The sequence below is a fragment of the Streptomyces sp. NPDC058051 genome, from assembly GCF_042885475.1.
Lineage (GTDB): Bacteria > Actinomycetota > Actinomycetes > Streptomycetales > Streptomycetaceae > Streptomyces.
Genome location: NZ_JBHVRW010000023.1, coordinates 53,605 through 70,595 on the forward strand (window position 1 = coordinate 53,605; position 16,991 = coordinate 70,595).

Here is a 16,991-nt window from a genome sequence, read left to right on the forward strand (position 1 = left end):
ACCCGGGCGAGCGGGTGCGGCCGGTGACCCCGGGCGGCCGGCACATGGGGTGGGCGGCACGCGGGCCGGGCGGCGTGTCGTCAGGCCCGGTCGCGCTTGGTCCTGCGCAACCGGTCCCGCTCCTTCTCGGAAAGTCCACCCCACACACCGAAGCGCTCGTCGTTCGAGAGGGCGTACTCCAGGCAGGCCTCGCGCCCCTCGCAGGCGTTGCAGAGCTGCTTGGCCTCACGGGTGGAGCTGCCGGGAGCGGGAAAGAAGAACTCGGGCCCCGCCTGCGCGCACAGCGCTGTCTCCTGCCAGGCGAGCGCGGGGTCTGTCGCGGTGTTGATCAGCATGGACCCCACAGTGCCCGGTCGCGATAAACGACTGATCAACGCCGCATCAATGCGGCGCGCCGATGACTTCCGGTCAGCCTTGCGGTGCCGGGGCGCTCTTGATCAGAGCGAACTGCGCCCCGTCCGGATCGGCGACGTCGGCGAACTCGCCCACACCTTCCATCTCCATCGGCTCCAGCGTGAGCTTGCCACCCAACCGCTCCACCTCGGCCACGGCCGCGTCGCAGTCGTCGACCTCGAAGTAGGGCAGCCAGTGCGGTCCGGAAACCGCTTGTGTCGCAACGTCCTGGAGCGGGACCAGACCACCGAAGCCGACGTCCTCGCCGCCTCCCCCGGTCCGGATCACCGTATAGGACCCACCGCCTCCGGGAAACGGCGTCTGTGCGGTCTCCCAGCCGAACACGGCGTCGTAGAACGCGGCGGCCGCCGGGACATCCGGGGTGTACAGCTCGGCCCAGCACAGGGAGCCGGGGACACCCACCACGCCGAGCCCCGGGTTCTCCTTCGGCTCCCAGATACCGAAGCACGCCCCCGCCCGGTCCTTGAAGCGGGCCGCTCTGCCGAAGTCCAGCACATCCTTCGGGGCGAACGGCACGCTGCCGCCGGCCTGCTCGACCGCCTTCGCCGTGGCGTCGGCGTCCGGTGACCGGAAGTACACCGTCCAGGACGGCTTCGCCTGCTCCTCGGTGACGGTCATCGCGCCTCCGACCGTCTTCCCGTCCAGCGTGAACATGCCGTACCCGCCGGTCTCCGGGCCTCCGGCCAGATACTCCCAGCCGAAGAGTCCGCCGTAGAAAGCGGCGGCCCCGTCGAGGTCGGGTGTGCCCAGGTCGATCCAGTTGGGCGCTCCGGTGACAAAACGGGTGGTGAGCATGGCGAGCTCCTTCGACGCGCCCCGTTCTCGCGGTGCGGCGGCCTTCCTGATCCTCCGAGTCTTGCACCGGCCGCCGACGTCCGCAGCCCGCGGCCCGCGGACGGGCCGCGCTGTCCCACGCCGTGCCGGGGCGGCGGGGGACGGCGCGTGTCCACCGCACCATGGCGTACCGGCGGGCGACCGCTCGCCGTGGCCGGAAAGGGCCGGTCGTGGGCTGTCCCGACGGGACCGGACCGATGCCGTGGGGCGTCGGTCGTCAGCGCTTCACCCCCAGGGCCGGAAGCACCGTCTCCGCCACCCGGTGGGCCTCCTCCAGCAGCGGGTTGCCGGAGAGGATGAAGGTATCGACGCCCAGGTCCTCGAACTCCTTGAGGCGTTCGACGACCTGGGCCGTCGACCCGACGACGGCCGTGCCGGGGCCGGGGCGGAAGAGACTCATGCCCGGCCACATGTTGGGGTGTGCCTCCAGCTCCCGCGCGTGCGCCGGCACCTTGCCGCCGTGCTGCCGGAACTGGCGCTGCCAGCCCACGCCGTCCTCGCCGACGCGGTCGCCGAGCATACGGGCGTACGTCGCGTCGCTCGTGACGTCGAGGAGCCGGTCGGCCGCCGCCCATGCCTCGTCCTCCGTGTCACGGACGATGAGGTGGAGGCGCAGCCCGAACCTGAGCGTGCGGCCGTGGGCTGCGGCGCGCGCCCTGACCTTCTCCAGCTTCTCCTTGAGCAGATGCGGAGGTTCGCCCCAGGTCAGGAAGACGTCCACGTGCTCGGCCGCCATCTCGATCCCCGGGTCCGAGGAGCCGCCGAACCAGAGCGGGATGTGTGATTCCTGGACCGGCTTCAGCTCTCTGAAGGACGCGCCCGCGTTCTTCAGGTCGTAGAAGCGGCCCTTGTGGTCGAAGACCTCACCGGCCGTGAGCCGCTTCACGATCGACCAGTACTCGGCGCTCAGCTCGTACCGCTCGTCGTGCTCCACGTGGAGTCCGTACTCCTGGAGCGACCTGGTCGAGCCGTTGACGACGTTGAAGCGGAGCCGGCCGCCGAAGAGCGTGTCGAAACTGAGCGCCATCTTGGCGAGGAGGGTGGGTGAGATCAGACCGGGGTGCACGGCCAGCAGGGGTTTGAACCTGGTGCTGGTGGAGGCGGCCAGCGCGCTGCCGAGCGGCCAGACGTCGTACAGGTCGGTGGCGAGCAGCGCACCGCTGTAGCCGAGACGTTCGACCGATCCGGCGAGCTGGGCGAGGTAGCCGAGGTCGACCGGACGCCGCCCTTCGGGCTCCCAGGGATAGGCGCCTTCGCGCGGGATGATGTACCAGAGGACTTCGCTCGCCATGGCGTCAGGCCACCTCGTCCGCGGCGGCCCCGGCCCGGGCGTGGGCGACGGTGACCGGCCGGTCGATGAAGCCGGTGCGGTGGAAGATGTCGGCCGCTTCCTGCTGCTCGGCGATGAAGGCGTCCGTGACGGGCTCGATCCGCCAGGGCAGGGTCCGCAGGGCGGTCTCCCAGTCGTCGGCGGATCCGCCGAGGTCGGCGGCTGCGATCTCGGCCGCCTTCCGGGGGTGTTCGGCCGCCCAGTCGTCGGCGCGCTGCAGGGCGCGGGTGAGTGCCTCGATGACCTCGGGGCGGCTCTCGGCCAGATCGCGGCGGGCGAAGAAGACGGACCGGTCGGTGATGACGTCGCCGGTACGGACGAGGGTGCGCAGTCCGCCGGTGCGGCGGGCCGCTGCCAGTGGGGCGCCCTGCGCGACCCAGGCGGCGATGGCACCGGAGCGCAGCAGTTCCTCGCTGCTGTCGTCGCCGCGTACGGCGGTGATGTCGGTCGCGTAGGAGAGACCGGCGTCGTCCAGTGCCTTGGCGATCAGGTGGGTCTGCCAGGAGCCGATCGCGAGGTGGACGGTGGTGCCCTTGAGGTCGGCGACGGTACGCACGGGGCTGTCCTCGGGGACGAGGAGGGCGCCGTGTTCGGGGCGCGGGGCGGACACGGCGGTGTAGACGATGTCGTGCCCCGCGGCCTGGGCGGTGACCGGCGGGGTGGAGCCGGTGCCGCCGAAGTCGATGACGCCCTGGCTCAGGAGTTCGCCGGTGCGGACGCCGTTGGTGTACGGGTGGAAGACGACGCTCTCGCCGAGCGGTGCCAGTTCCTCCTGGGCGAGACCGAGCCGGGAGAGGTGGTACAGGTGGTAGAGGGACGGGTTGCTGCTGTGCACGCCGATGGTGATGGTCATTCAGCTCACTCCTGCTTCGGTACGTTCGGTGGTCGGTGCGGGGTGCGGGGCCGTGTCGACCCCGAGGTCGTCGAGCAGTCGTCGGCGCAGGGCCGCGAAGGCGGGGTCGCCGGGGTCGCGCGGCCGGTCGACGGTGACGGGCTCGTCGGTGACGAGCCGGCCCTCGCGCAGGACGGCGACCCGGTCGGCGAGCCGTACCGCTTCGTCGACGTCGTGGGTGACGAGGAGGACGGCGGGCCGGTGTCTGCGGCACAGCTCCCCCACCAGGTCCTGCATCTTCAGCCGGGTCAGGGCGTCGAGTGCGGCGAACGGCTCGTCGAGCAGCAGCAGTTCGGGTTCGCGGACCAGGGCGCGGGCGAGTGCGACGCGCTGGGCCTCGCCACCGGAGAGGGTGGCGGGCCAGGCGTCGGCGTGCCGTTCCAGGCCGACTTCGGCCAGGGCCCGCAGACCGTGTGCGGAGCGGCTGCGCGGCAGGGCCACGGTCACGTTGGCGAGGACCTTCTTCGACGGTACGAGGCGGGGTTCCTGGAAGACGACGGTGCGGGCCCGGGGGACGAGGACCTCTCCTCCGTCGGCGCCGTCGAGGGCTCCCAGGATGCGCAGCAGGGTCGTCTTCCCGCTTCCGCTGGCGCCGAGCAGTGCGACGAACTCGCCCCGTGCGATGTCGAGCCGGAGGCCGTCGAGCACGGCACGGTCGCCGAAGACGCGGCGCAGTCCCCGTACCCGTACCGCGGGCGCGTGAGGTGTCCGACCGGTCATCGCCTGGCTCCTTGCGGGGTGCGCCAGGGCATCAGCACGCGCTCCAGCAGCCGGACGACGATGTCGGCGGCGAGTCCGAGCAGCCCGTAGACGAGGATGCAGACGGCGAGGATGTCGGTGCGGGCGTAGCTCTGTGCCTGGGACATCAGATAGCCGATCCCGGCCGTCGCGTTGATCTCCTCGGCGGCGATCAGGGCGATGACGCTGAGCGTCATGGAGAGCCGCAGCCCGGCGAGCAGGGAGGGCAGGGCTCCGGGGAGGACGACTTCGCGTACGAGCGCGAGCCTGCCCATGCCGAAGCTGCGCATGGCTTCGATGAGTTTGGGATCGGTGTTGCGCACCCCGCTCGACGTCGACACGTACATCGGGAAGGTGGTGGCGACGGCGATGAGCAGGATCTTCGCGGTTTCGTTGATTCCGAACCAGACCATGAACAAGGGCACCAGGGAGAGGAAGGGAATGGTGCGCAGGGTCTGGAGGGAGGAGTCGAGGAGTTCGTCGCCGAGGCGGGTGAATCCGGTGGTGATCCCGAGGACGAGCCCGGCGGCGAGCCCGATGGCGAGGCCCAGTCCTGAGCGGGTGAGGGACGTCGTGAGTGCGTCGGGCAGCTGCCCGTTGCTCCACAGCTCCCCCACCGCGCGCAGCACTTCGGCGGGTGAGGCCAGTACGTCGGGGGTGAGCAGACCGGTGGCCGATGCTGCCCACCAGAGGGCGAGGAGGGCGACCGGGCCGAGTGCCCGGACGGTCAGGGAGTAGGTCCGGCCGCGGGCCTTGAGTCGCTGGGGCTGCGGCCGGACGAGGCCCGGATGCAGGGCGGCGTCGGTCATGTCAGCTTCTCGATGTCGAGGAGGTGGGCGGCGACGTCCACCTGGTTCGTGGTGACCTTCTGCTCGGCGTAGAAGGCGGCGACGTCCTCGAAGCGTGTGATGTCCTCGGGTCCGATGGGTCCGACCGTTCCGCTCTTGCGGGTGATGTCGGTCTGGACCTCCTTGGCCTTGCCGGTGACGGCGGTCGGTCCGGCGTCCGTGAAGACGTTCAGGTAGGCGGCCGGGTTCTCCTTCTCCTTGGCACTGGCGTCGTGGAGGTACTGGTAGAGCGCCTTCACGACCTTCGGGTGCTGTTCGGCGAATCCCGTGCGTACGGCGTGGAGGCTGTAGTTGTCGGAACCGATCGCGGCGCCGTCGGCGACGAAGTGGGCCTTGCCGCTGCCGATTTCGGCGACGGCGTAGGTGGCCCAGACGGCCCAGGCGTCGACCTGGCCGGCGTTGAAGACGGCGGCCGTCTGGTCGGGGCGCAGGTAGACGCGCTTGACCTTGCCGGCGGGGATGTGGGCCTCGGCGAGGGCCTTGAGGAGCAGGTATTCACCGGTCCCGCCCTGGTTGACGGCGACCTTCTTGCCGACGAGATCGGCGACGGACTCGATGCCGGAGCCGTTCTTCACGAGGATGCCCTCGCCGGCCGCGTCCGGGTCGACCGCGGCGAAGAACGCGAAGCCGGGGCGCTGGGCGAGCGAGGTGATGCCGGAGGTGATGGATCCGGTGGCGACGTCGAGCTGGTCGGCGTTCATCGCCTGGGCCGCCGGGGCGAAGGGGCCCGCGCTGCCGGTCCATGTGACCTTGGCACCCGCCTTGGCGAGCGCCTTGTCGAGGCTGCCGTCCTTCTTGCCGAGGGCGAGGACACCGGAGTTGCCGGGGTCGGGGATGCGGATCTCGACCGTTGCCCGGTTGGGGGAGGCGCCGCTGTCGGCCTCGGAGGTGCCGCAGGCGGTGAGGGCGAGGAGTGCGGTGACCGTGAGGAGCGCGGGGGCGAGGGAGGTACGCAGTGGTCGGCGGAGGTTCATGGTGTCGGGGTTCCTCGTGGGTCAGGGGGCGGAAGGCGGGGAGGAGAGGACGGCGGGACGGGAACGGGCCAGCGCGGCGGCGCGGCGCAGCGGTCCGGGGTCGGCCCAGGCCGTGACATCGACGGGTTCGGGCAGGAAGCCGTGGGCGCGCAGCCCAACCTCCTGCTCGGCGAGGAGGGCGAGGCGTTCGGTGGAGAGGTCGGGGTGGAGCGTGAGGTGGGTGCCCGGCCGGTAGGCCCCGGCGACTCCTTCGGCACCGGCGCCGGTCTCGGAGCCGAGGATGCGGGCGACCTCGCCGGGCTGTCCGGTGGCCCAGTCGGCGGCCCTGAGCAGGACGGCGAGGAAGCGGTCGACGAGGTCGGGGTGGTCGTCGAGGAGTTGCTGATGGACGGTGATGGGGCGCGGGGTGCCGTTGTTGATCCGGAAGCGGCGGTCGGGCAGTGCGTCGAGTTCGACGGCGATCTCGGCCCCCTGCCGTCGTGCGGCCTCGACGGCCAGCGCGCCCTTCACGTACACGGCGTCGACGTCGCCGCGCCGCAGCGCGGCCAGCTCGGCGGCCCACTGGCCCTCGTTCTCCGCGGCGGGTACGTCCACCGGCGTGGCGTCGTCCAGTGCGAGGCCAGCGGAGCCGAGCGCGCCTTCGAAGCCGCGCAGCGCCATGGCCCGCCAGAAGTCGATGGCGATGTCGTGCGCCGGCACGGCGAGCCGCAACCCGCGCAGGGCGTCGGCGCCGCGGATGCCGGAGCCCGGCGCGACCAGTACGGCCTGGCGTTCCTCGATCCAGGTGAGTCCGATCAGCCGGGTCCGCTCGCCGCGCGAACGGGCCCACAGGGCGGGGACGTTGCCGCCCTCGCGGAAGAGTCCCGACAGGGCGTGGGTGAAGTGGGCGCCGCGGTCGGCATCGGGTGCGGCGTCCTGGAGGGAGCGCACCGTGATGCCGTCGGGGGCGAACTCGCCGGTGAGCCACCCGCGGTCGGCGGCGATTCCGGTCGCGGTGGGTACGGGACAGCGGGTGAACCAGAGCGTCCGGGGCTGGACGGCATGCGTCATGGGGGTCTTCCCGAGGGTCGGCGAAGCGGAGGGAGGGCTGGTGCGCGGTGCGTACGGCGGTGCGTACGTCCGTGCTGGTGCGCGGTGCGTACGTCCGTGCTGGAACGCGGCGCGTACGTCAGTGCTGGAGCACGGTGCGTGGATCAGTGCTGGAGCGCGGTGCGTACGTGGGCGCCGGGGCAGACGTACGGCGGGCGGCAGGCACCGCGTAGGGCGGAGGAACCTCCGGGCCGCGCCGAGGACGCGGCGGGGAGGGGCGGCGCATGCGTGAGGGGAAGAAGGTCAGCGACAGGCGGCGCTGGAGACCCGCGCCAGGTCGATGTGACGGCGCAGCGTCAGAGCGAGCAGGACCGGAGCGGCGTGAGCGGGACTCGCGGTTCGACGGCCGGCCATGGCACTGCTCCCTTCTGCTCGATCGGTGGTGATGTGCGGCAGCCTGCCACGGACGCGCCCCGACCCACAACTCGCTTCCCACGATGTGGGATTGAGTATGAACAGAGTGTTTCACAGGGGGCGGAGACTCCGTTCTCAACTCCCGTAGTATGGCAACCACATGCCCTCCTTCCCCTCACGAGCAGAGAGTCACCCGATATGACCGAGGCCACGACGGTGCGCGCCCCGGCCGGAGCGCAGGCGGTACAGCGCGCCCTGGACGTCCTGCACTGCTTCCACGACAACGGCCCCGATCTCAGCGCCTCCGACCTCGCCCGCCGCCTCGGACTCTCCGTGTCCACGGCGCACCGGCTGGCCCGCACCCTGCTGAGTGCGGGTTTCCTGGAGCAGGACGCCCGCACGTCCCGTTACCGGCTCGGGCCCGCCGTGACCGAGCTGGGCCGCCTCTCGTACCACCAGCGCGGTCTGCACCTGGCCGCCCCGGAGCTGACCGACCTCGCCGAGCGCACGGGTGCCACCGCCGACCTCGCGCTGCGCAGCGGCCCGCACGCGGTGATCGTCGCCGGTGGTTCGGTCACCCCGAAGGTGGGGCTGCGCAGGCCGCTGCACTCCACCGCGCTCGGCAAGGTGCTGCTGGCCTGGGCGCGGCCGGGCGAGGGCGGACTCGCCTCGCTCCCTCCGCTTCCGGCGTTCACCGAGCGCACGATCGTCGAACGGGAGGCTCTGGAGGCCGAGTTGGCCAAGGTGCGGTCCCACGCCTACGCGCTCAACGACGGCGAGTCGGCCTACGGCGTACGGACCTTGGCGGTCCCGGTGCTGGACGGTTCCGGGTACGCGCGCTTCGCCCTCGCGGTCCGGGCCACGCCGTCCGTCATCACGGACGCGCGCACCGAGTGGTTCCTGTCGCAGGCCCGCGCCTGTGCGCGCGCTCTGGAGATCCTGTTGCTCTCCCCGGCGGAACGCCGACCGCCCGCGTCGTGAGCCGGGGGCACGGTCGGCGCCGCGTGGCACGATAGGGATCGCCCGGGGCGGGTGCCGGGCAGGACGGCAGCCGGACTCCGCGGACAGAGGGACGTACATGACAGAGGCCGGACCGGCGGAGGCCAGGGCTCCCCGAGGAAGGGCCGCCCGGGAGCTGCTGGAGCAGGCGGAGCAACTGCTCGGCACGGCGCGCACGGTGCTGGCCGATCACGCCCGCGCCGTCGACGCCGTGCGCGCGGCGCTGGCTCCGCTGCTCGACTCCCTCATCCGTCGCGAGCTGTCGGCGATCCCCGTCTCCCGGCTCAAGGACGTCACCGAGGGCAGACTGCGGATCGGCGCGGTCCAGCAGGCCGGCTTCACGACCGTCGGCCAGGTCCACGAGGCGAACCGCTTCGAGCTCCGCCAGATCCCCGGGGTCGGCGCGCAGACCGCCGACCAGGCACTGGCCGCGGCCGGGCAGATCGCCCACGCGGTGCGGGACACCGTCACCGTCCGGATAGACGTGGACGCCCCGGACAAGGACACGACCGCGCTCGTCACCGCATTGCACCGGCTGGTCGAGGCCGGTCCCGACGTCCGCCGGGCCGTGGACGCGGCGGGCCGCCTCGTCGGGCGCCTGGAGCCCCTGCTGGCCGCGGCGGGACCGGCACGGGGGCGGCTGCGGATGCTGCTCAGTCGGCGGCAGGCCCGCGCCCAGGCGCTGGAGGCCGTCGTCTCGGTACGGGCCGCCGTCGCCGAAGCGGCCACGCGCGGGCTTCCCCTGCTGTTCGGGCAGGTCTCCGTCGATCTGCTGCGGGACGCCGAGTCGGACCTCGCGGCCTGGGTGGACTTCGAACTGCGGTCCGCGGAGTACTACAGCCTGCTCGCCGAGATGTCGGGCACGGGGCCCGACCGGGACGCGGCCGAGGGATTCCTCCCGTCCGGGATAGCGGACCGGGTGCGTGAGCTGCGGCTGGACGACGCCCATCTGCGCGTCGCCCTGCGCGGGTACCAGTCGTTCGGCGCCCGGTTCGCGCTCGCGCAGAAGCGGGTCATCCTCGGGGACGAGATGGGACTCGGCAAGACCGTGCAGGCCATTGCCGCGCTCGCGCACCTCTCGGCGCGGGGCGAGACACACTTCCTCGTGGTCTGTCCGGCGAGCGTGCTCATCACCTGGGCGCGCGAGGTCCGTTCCCGGTCCACGCTGCGCGCGCTGCCGGTGCACGGCGCCGAACGGCAGGGCGCCTTCGCACAGTGGCGGGAGGGCGGCGGGGTCGCCCTCACCACGTTCGACGCGCTGCACACCCTGCCGGCCGCCGCGGACTGCGACACGGCCCCTGCCATGCTGGTGGTCGACGAGGCCCACTACGTCAAGAACCCCGACACCCGCCGTTCCCGAGCGGTGTCCGGCTGGACGCGGCGTGCCGAACGGGTGCTGTTCCTGACCGGTACGCCGATGGAGAACCGGGTCGAGGAGTTCCGCAGCCTCGTCCGCCAGCTCCGGCCCGAGCTGGCCTCCTCGATCCACACCACGCACGGCGCCGCGGGTTCGCACGCGTTCCGCAAGGCCGTCGCCCCGGCCTATCTGCGGCGCAATCAGGAGGACGTGCTGACCGAACTCCCCGCGCTGGTGCAGGTCGACGAGTGGGAGCAGTTCAGCGAGGGCGACCTCGCGGCCTACCGCGAGGCCGTGGGCGCCGGGCAGTTCATGCGGATGCGCCGGGCCGCGTACGCCCGGCCCGACACGTCCGCGAAACTGAACCGGCTGCGCGAGCTGGTCGCCGAGGCCGCGGACAACGGCCTCAAGGTCGTCGTCTTCTCGTACTTCCGCGAGGTGCTCCTCAGCGTCGGTCAGGCCCTGGGCAAGGGCGTGTTCGGGCCTCTCTCCGGAAGTCTTCCGGCCGCCCGGCGGCAGGAGCTGATCGACGGATTCAGTGCCGTCGAGGGCCATGCCGTCCTGCTGAGCCAGATCCAGGCGGGCGGTGTGGGGCTGAACATGCAGGCCGCCTCCGTCGTCATCATCTGCGAACCGCAGATCAAACCGACGATGGAGCATCAGGCGGTGGCCCGGGCACACCGGATGGGCCAGATACGGTCCGTCCAGGTGCACCGGCTCCTCGCCACCGACAGCGTCGACGAGCGGCTGCTGAACATCCTGGCGCGCAAGGAGCGGCTGTTCGACCTGTACGCACGGCGCAGCGACGTCGCCGAGACGACGCCGGACGCCGTGGACGTGTCGGACGGATCGCTGGCCCGACGCATCGTCGAGGAGGAGCAGCTGCGCCTCGCCACCGGAGCGGCGGGAGCCGCCGAGGCAGCCGGGGCGGTGCCGGGGAGCTGACCGCCTCAGCTCCCGTGCGCCGCCGGGGCGTGGGTGGCCGGGGCGTGGGTGGCCGCGTCCTTCGCCGCCTGATCGGGAGCCGCCTTGCCGGGCGCCGCCTTGCCGGGAGCCGCCTTGCCGGGAGCCGGTGTGCCGGCCGCCGTCGTGCCGGGAGCCGTGTCACCGTGCCCGGTGGTGCCCTTCGCCGTACCGTCCGGCGCGGTCTTGCCCGGCGCGGCCGACGCGTGGGTCGTCATGTCGTGGGGGTCGTAGCCCGGCACCGTGCCGTCCGGTTTGGCGACCAGCAGCAGTCCGGCCATGCCCATGTCGGAGTGGCTCTGTACATGGCAGTGGTACATCCAGGCGCCGGCGCCCACGTGTTCGCCCGCGATGACCTGGAAGCCGAAGGAGTCCGCCGGTCCGACGATCTTCGTGTCGACGACGCGGCTCGGGTCGTCCGGACCGGTGAGCAGACCGGTCCGGTTGTCCGCCCAGCGATGACCGTGAATGTGGAACGTGTGGAAGTAGTCGCCGTGCGTGATCATCACCACTTCGAGGCGGTCCCCCACCGTGGCCTGGAAGTCGGGGGCTTCGTGGGCCGGCTTGTTGTTGATCGTCAGGTCGTTGAAGACGATCGTGATCGTCTTGTCCGGCAGGATGTCTCCCGCGCGCCTGACGATCAGCGGACCGTAGAGGCCCTTCTTGATCCCGCCGGTGCCGTGATCCGTGCCGACGACGTGGTCGTGGTAGTGCCAGTAGCCCGCGCTGCCGGGCTGCCAGGTGCCGTCCTTGCGCCGGCCCGGCGCGTGGGTGCGCCAGGTGTAGGTGCGGGTGCCGCCCGGTTCGACGATGCTCTTGTTCATCCGGGTGCCGTCGCTCGCGATGTCGTAGTCGACTCCGTGCGTATGCAGGCTGACCGGCACGTCCATGGTGTTCTCGAACTCGATGTGCAGCGTGTCGCCCTCGGTGAGTTCGATGAGGGGCCCCGGGATCGACGCCTTGCCCTTCTCCAGGCCGTAGCCCATCTGACCGTCCGCCAGCTTCTCGGCGTACAGCTTGAGATGGCGGACGGCACCTCCCGCCGGGGCGGTTCTGGGCGGGGGTTCCGCCGAACTGGCCTCGATCGTCCCCAGAGACAACGATGTCACCCCGGTCGCGGCGGCCACCCCTCCGCCTACCAGGAACCGCCGGTTGAAGCTCCTTCTGTCCATGTCGAACTCCCCACTGCGTCAAGGAATTTGCCGATGCTTGCGCTCGTGTCCGGATCGCGGGGTCTGCGCAGACCGCGGAGGCTACGGAGGTTACGGGGATTGCGGCGGCTTCAGAGGTTGCCGAGGTTGGCGGGGCACAGGTACCCCCCGGACGGCCCACACCGTAGCCGGGGGATCTTCGTTTATCCACACCCAGGACAAAGTTCGTGCGATTGCTGCCATAGCTATTGGCGAGTCGCGAAAAGAGGTCTAGCTTCATCCGCTGTTGTAGTGACCAAAGAGGGGTGGGTGACCACATGCAGCGCACACCACATCACAGGTCCAGATCGCGACGCGGACTTGCTGCGGCCCTGGCGGCCGGAGCCCTGGCCGCTTCCCTGCTCGGCGGCAACGCCGCCAGCGCCAGGCCCTATCCGGAACCGCCGCGCGACATGGTGACAACGTTATCCCTGCCGTCACCACCGGGCAGCGCCGACGTCAAGGTCCTGGTGTTCCATGCCTCCGCCACCGAGGAGTCCCCGACCGTCGACGCCGGGATCGCAGCGATCGAGAAGATCGGACTCACCGGGCCGGAGGCCGGCCGGTTCCGGACCGTCGCCACCGACGACCCGGCCGTCTTCACCAAGGGCAAGCAGCTCGGCACGTACAACGCCGTCGTCTTCCTGACCGGTGGCGGCGATGTGCTGGACCCGGAGCAGGAGGCCGGCCTGGAGGCGTACATGGAGGCCGGAGGCGGTTTCCTCGGCATCCATGACGCGGCGCGCACCGAACCGTATTCGGACTGGTTCACCGGACTGGTCGGAGCCCGTCCGGCAGCCGACAGCCCGACCGCCGTACAGCGCGCGACGGTCGAGATCGGCGACCGCCAGCACCCGGCGACCAAGAACCTGCCGCTGGAGTGGAAGCGCCCGGACAAGTGGCTGAACTGGACGAAGAACCCGTCCGGTGACGTGCACACCGTGGCCCGCGTCAGGGAGATCACGTACAAGCCGGGCGCGAGCGCCAACGGCTGGGACCACCCGGTCTCCTGGTGCCGGGACTACGACGGCGGCAGGTCCTTCTACACGGCCATGGGCGGTACGGTCGACAGCTTCGCGGAGACCGACTTCCGCGACCATCTGCGCGGTGCACTCGACTGGACGACCCGGATCTCGCAGGCCGACTGCCGGGCGACGATCACCTCCAACTACACGGCGGAGCGGGTCACCCAGCCCAATCAGCCCGGCCGGAACGACCAGATCGGCGAGCCGCACGGTTTGGTCGTCGCCCCGGACGGACGGGTGCTGTACATCGGCCGCGGCGGGGCCGACAGCAGCCGGCCGGTCGTCACGGACTGGAACGACCCGGACATCGGCAAGGGGCTGGGGCAGATCCATGTCTACGACCCGAGGACGAAGAAGGCCACCCTCGCCGGCGAGCTGACCGTGTTCGGCAACAAGGGCGGCGGAGACGAGCTGGTCAAGGTCGAGGAGGGGCTGCTCGGGATCGAGCTGGACCCGGACTTCGAACAGAACGGCTGGGTGTACCTGCACTACACACCCCACTCGAAGATCGACCGTGACAAGCAGATGGCGGTGCGCCAGGTCTCCCGCTTCACCCTGGACCCGGCCACCGACAAGCTGGACCTTTCCTCCGAGAAGGTGCTGCTGCACTGGCCGGTCCAGATCCACAGCTGCTGCCACGCCGGCGGCGGGATGGCCTGGGACTCCAAGGGCAACCTGTACATCGCCACCGGTGACAACAACTCCTCCCAATTCAGCGACGGTTACTCGGGCAACAACCCGCAGCCGAACTACAAGGGCGTCTCGTTCGCCGATGCCCGGCGGACCGCGGGCAACACGAACAACCTCAACGGCAAGATCCTGCGGATCCACCCGGAGGACGACGGCACGTACACCCTGCCCGAGGGCAACCTCTTCACCGGCGAGGAGCCGGACGAGGGCGGTGGCAAGACCCGCGGGGAGATCTACGTGATGGGCGTGCGCAACCCGGCCCGGATCTCGATCGACAAGACGACCGACACGCTGTACGCGGGCTGGGTCGGCCCCGACGCGGGCGCGCCGAGCACCACATGGGGTCCGGCGAAGTACGACACCTTCGCCGCGATCACCAAGGCGGGCAACCACGGCTGGCCGTACTGCATGGGCAACAAGCAGCCCTACCGGGACCGCAACCTGCCGGACCCGAGCAAGCCGCTCGGCTGGTACGACTGCGACCACCCCAAGAACGAGTCGCCGAACAACGACGGCCTGGTGAACCTGCCGCCGATCACCTCCAACACCATCTGGTACTCCCCGCAGGGCGGCGGCGTGGACTACCCGCGCGACGCCGACGGCATCCCGAGCTACAAGGCGGAGGAGCAGAAGCAGCTCCTGCCCTGGCTCAAGGGCGGCGGCCAGGCCACCATGAACGGCCCGGTCTACCGGTACGACGCGGCGAGCACCAGCGCCGACAAGTGGCCCTCCTACTGGGACGGCAAGTGGTTCGTCGGTGACTTCTACGACGACACCCAGCCGCGGCACGCCGTACTGACCGACCCGAAGACGGTCGGCAAGGGCGGTCTGCCCACGCACGCCGAGTCACTCAAGAAGATCATTCCGGTCGGTGCCGACGGCATCCGCAACCTGATGGACTGGAAGTTCGCCCCGGACGGTTCGCTGTACGTCCTGGACTACGGTCGCGGATTCTTCACCTCCGACTCCAAGTCCGCGCTCTGGCGTGTGACGTACAAGGGCGGCGGTCCGACCCCGGCCGCCGAGGACCTGGCCAGGAAGGCGGCAGCGCAGTGAGACATCGTTCGCTCCACTCGCGACGGCGATACCGGCCCGTCCGGTTGTGGCTCGCCCTGCTGGGTGCGTTCCTGATGGTGCTGGGCCTGACCTCGACCGCGGCGTACGGCCGTACCGTGGCGGCTCCTACGGCCGCGGCGGCCGATCAGGTGCTCACCTGGACGGCGGGCGACTCCATCGACCACTACCTGTCGGCGCCGACGACCGCGGTGGCCGGCAAGGCGACCATCGTGTTCGAGAACAGCGCGGCGACCGGGAACACCACGGGGATGCCGCACACGCTCACCTTCAGCGTCTCGGACCCGGAGTTCAACAACGACGTCACGCTGAACATCCTGGCCAATCCGGCCGACGACCAGGGCGGCCGGCACACCGCCGAGGTCACCCTCACCCCCGGCCGGTACTTCTACCACTGCACCATGCCGGGGCACGAGGCGATGCAGGGCATTCTCGTCGTGACCGAGGACGGCGGCGGCTCGGACACCACCGCGCCCGAGACCTCGGCGAAGGTCGACGGCGACAGGAACGCCGACGGCGCGTACGTCGGGCAGGCGACGGTCACCGTCACGGCGACCGACGACAGCTCGGGGGTCGACACCGTCGAATACGCGGTGGGGGCGGACGGCGCCTGGCAGCCGTACACCACTCCGGTCGTGGTGAACGAGGTCGGGGCGCACACGATCCGGTACCGCGCCACCGACAAGGCGGGCAACGCGGCAGCGGAGAAGTCGGTCGACTTCGCGGTCGCCGCACCGCCCACGGACGACACCACGCCGCCGGAGACCTCGGCGACCGTGTCCGGCGAGCAGGACGATCAGGGCCGGTACCTCAGCATGGCGACGGTCACCGTGACCGCCTCCGACACCGGGTCCGGAGTCAACACCATCGAGTACGCGATCGGGGCGGACGGCGCCTGGCAGCCGTACACCGGACCCGTGATGGTGCACGAGACCGGCACGCACCACGTCCGCTACCGGGCCACCGACAGGGCGGGCAACGCGGCGGCCGAGAAGTCGGTCGACTTCACCGTCGTCGCGCCGCCGGCGCAGGACAGGACGCCGCCGGAGACCTCGGCCGCGGTGGAGGGCGACAAGAACTCGGACAACGCCTACATCACCAGCGCCAAGGTGACCGTCACGGCGACCGACGCCGAGTCCGGCGTGGACAGGATCGAGTACTCGCTCGACGGCGGCCCGTTCCTCGCGTACACCGGCACCGTCATCGTCGACCGGGTCGGCTACCACGCGGTCGCCCACCGGGCGACGGACAAGGCCGGCAACACCTCCGTCGCGAAGCAGGTGTCGTTCACCGTCGCGCAGAGCGGGGGCGTGCCGGCGCCGAACTGTCCGGAGTTCGACGAGCGGCTCACCGTCATCGTCGGCACGGTCGACACCGGGGTGCCCAACCGCATCACCGGCAACCGCTGCACCATCAATGAGCTGATCGAGGACGAGAAGGACTGGTCGTCGCACGCGCTGTTCCTCAAGCACGTCGACAACGTCCTCGACAAGCTGCTCGCCGCCGGTGTGATCGACGCCCGCGAGCACAAGAAGATCTACCGGGCGGCCAAGCAGTCGGGGATCGGCGAGCCGGGCCAGGACGAGGGCTACACGAAGCTCTTCGACGGCACGGCGGGGTCGTTCGCCAAGTGGCAGCAGGTCGGCGGCGGCAGGTTCGGACTCAATGCCGACGGTACGATCACCAGCTCCACGACGGTGGACGGCATGGGCATGCTCTGGTTCCCGGGACGGCAGTACGGCGACTTCTCGCTCAAGCTCCAGTGGCGCGACGACGCCCCCGGCACGGGCAACGCCAACAGCGGAGTGTTCGTCCGCTTCCCGAACGTCCACGACAATCCGGAGGAGTCCCGTCCGGAGTGGGTCGCCATCAAGTACGGCCATGAGGTGCAGATCCTCGACCGTCCGGACGGCGACATGTACAAGACGGGTTCGATCTACGGGTTCGACCGGATCGGTCTGGCCGGCGCCGGGGTCACCCCCAAGGGCACCTGGAACGACTACGAGATCCGGGTGGTGGACCAGCACTATTCGATCTACCGCAACGGTGTCCTGCTGAACGAGTTCGACAACAACGGCGGCCAGGTCTTCGAGCCGCCGCGGGACGACGACCCGGGCACCGACGGCCGGCGCTACGCCTCCGGCTACATCGGGCTCCAGGTCCACAGCACCACGGACGTGGTCTCGTACCGCGACATCCGTATCAAGGAGCTGTAGCCCG

At 70.8% G+C, this 16,991-nt stretch carries 14 protein-coding genes; 4 read left to right on the forward strand and 10 right to left on the reverse strand.

Translation table 11 applies throughout. The features are described 5' to 3' along the window. Positions 1–80: 80 nt before the first annotated feature. From ACFVUT_RS28975 to ACFVUT_RS29015, 9 genes are all read right to left on the reverse strand, one after another. Entirely contained in the window at positions 81–335 is a 255-nt protein-coding gene (locus ACFVUT_RS28975; RefSeq protein ID WP_389655288.1) for a WhiB family transcriptional regulator, read from the reverse strand. Between the two features lie 73 nt (positions 336–408). Then, positions 409–1,209: a VOC family protein gene (locus ACFVUT_RS28980; RefSeq protein WP_389655290.1), complete on the reverse strand. Its 801-nt coding sequence runs from the start codon at positions 1,207–1,209 to the stop codon at positions 409–411. A 256-nt stretch (positions 1,210–1,465) separates the two neighbouring features. After that, on the reverse strand, positions 1,466–2,539 hold the full coding sequence (locus ACFVUT_RS28985; protein ID WP_389655292.1) for an LLM class flavin-dependent oxidoreductase: 1,074 nt from the start codon (positions 2,537–2,539) through the stop codon (positions 1,466–1,468). A 4-nt stretch (positions 2,540–2,543) separates the two neighbouring features. Then, a complete protein-coding gene (locus tag ACFVUT_RS28990) occupies positions 2,544–3,431 on the reverse strand; it encodes an ABC transporter substrate-binding protein (protein ID WP_389655294.1) in 888 nt (295 codons plus the stop codon). Next, a complete protein-coding gene (locus ACFVUT_RS28995) occupies positions 3,432–4,190 on the reverse strand; it encodes an ABC transporter ATP-binding protein (protein ID WP_389655296.1) in 759 nt (252 codons plus the stop codon). After that, positions 4,187–5,017, reverse strand: coding sequence for an ABC transporter permease (locus ACFVUT_RS29000; RefSeq protein ID WP_389655298.1), 831 nt, complete (start codon positions 5,015–5,017; stop codon positions 4,187–4,189). Before ACFVUT_RS29000 ends, ACFVUT_RS28995 begins: the two co-directional genes overlap by 4 nt. Next, positions 5,014–6,030, reverse strand: coding sequence for an NrtA/SsuA/CpmA family ABC transporter substrate-binding protein (locus ACFVUT_RS29005; protein ID WP_389655300.1), 1,017 nt, complete (start codon positions 6,028–6,030; stop codon positions 5,014–5,016). Before ACFVUT_RS29005 ends, ACFVUT_RS29000 begins: the two co-directional genes overlap by 4 nt. A 21-nt stretch (positions 6,031–6,051) precedes the next feature. Further along, the gene (locus ACFVUT_RS29010; RefSeq protein WP_389655302.1) at positions 6,052–7,080 is read right to left on the reverse strand and encodes an ABC transporter substrate-binding protein; all 1,029 of its coding nucleotides are present in this window, start codon (positions 7,078–7,080) and stop codon (positions 6,052–6,054) included. Positions 7,081–7,362: 282 nt separating this feature from the next. Further along, positions 7,363–7,473: a putative leader peptide gene (locus ACFVUT_RS29015; protein WP_389655304.1), complete on the reverse strand. Its 111-nt coding sequence runs from the start codon at positions 7,471–7,473 to the stop codon at positions 7,363–7,365. A gap of 198 nt (positions 7,474–7,671) precedes the next feature. Between ACFVUT_RS29015 and ACFVUT_RS29020 the strand changes: the two genes are divergently transcribed. Both ACFVUT_RS29020 and ACFVUT_RS29025 read left to right on the forward strand, forming a co-directional pair. After that, complete coding sequence (locus ACFVUT_RS29020; protein ID WP_389655306.1) at positions 7,672–8,454, forward strand: IclR family transcriptional regulator; 783 nt, start codon at positions 7,672–7,674, stop codon at positions 8,452–8,454. 97 nt (positions 8,455–8,551) lie between these two features. Continuing rightward, on the forward strand, positions 8,552–10,774 hold the full coding sequence (locus tag ACFVUT_RS29025) for a DEAD/DEAH box helicase (RefSeq protein WP_389655308.1): 2,223 nt from the start codon (positions 8,552–8,554) through the stop codon (positions 10,772–10,774). A 5-nt stretch (positions 10,775–10,779) separates the two neighbouring features. On the opposite strand, the gene ACFVUT_RS29030 is transcribed toward ACFVUT_RS29025, so the two are convergent. Next, complete coding sequence (locus ACFVUT_RS29030) at positions 10,780–11,964, reverse strand: multicopper oxidase domain-containing protein (RefSeq protein WP_389655310.1); 1,185 nt, start codon at positions 11,962–11,964, stop codon at positions 10,780–10,782. Positions 11,965–12,260: 296 nt separating this feature from the next. On the opposite strand from ACFVUT_RS29030, the gene ACFVUT_RS29035 reads away from it, so the two are divergent. Both ACFVUT_RS29035 and ACFVUT_RS29040 read left to right on the forward strand, forming a co-directional pair. Further along, a complete protein-coding gene (locus ACFVUT_RS29035) occupies positions 12,261–14,753 on the forward strand; it encodes a ThuA domain-containing protein (protein WP_389655312.1) in 2,493 nt (830 codons plus the stop codon). Further along, positions 14,750–16,987 carry an OmpL47-type beta-barrel domain-containing protein gene (locus tag ACFVUT_RS29040; RefSeq protein ID WP_389655314.1) on the forward strand — a complete coding sequence of 746 codons (2,238 nt, stop codon included), beginning with the start codon at positions 14,750–14,752 and terminating at the stop codon, positions 16,985–16,987. The genes ACFVUT_RS29035 and ACFVUT_RS29040 overlap by 4 nt, the downstream gene beginning before the upstream one ends. Positions 16,988–16,991: the final 4 nt, after the last annotated feature.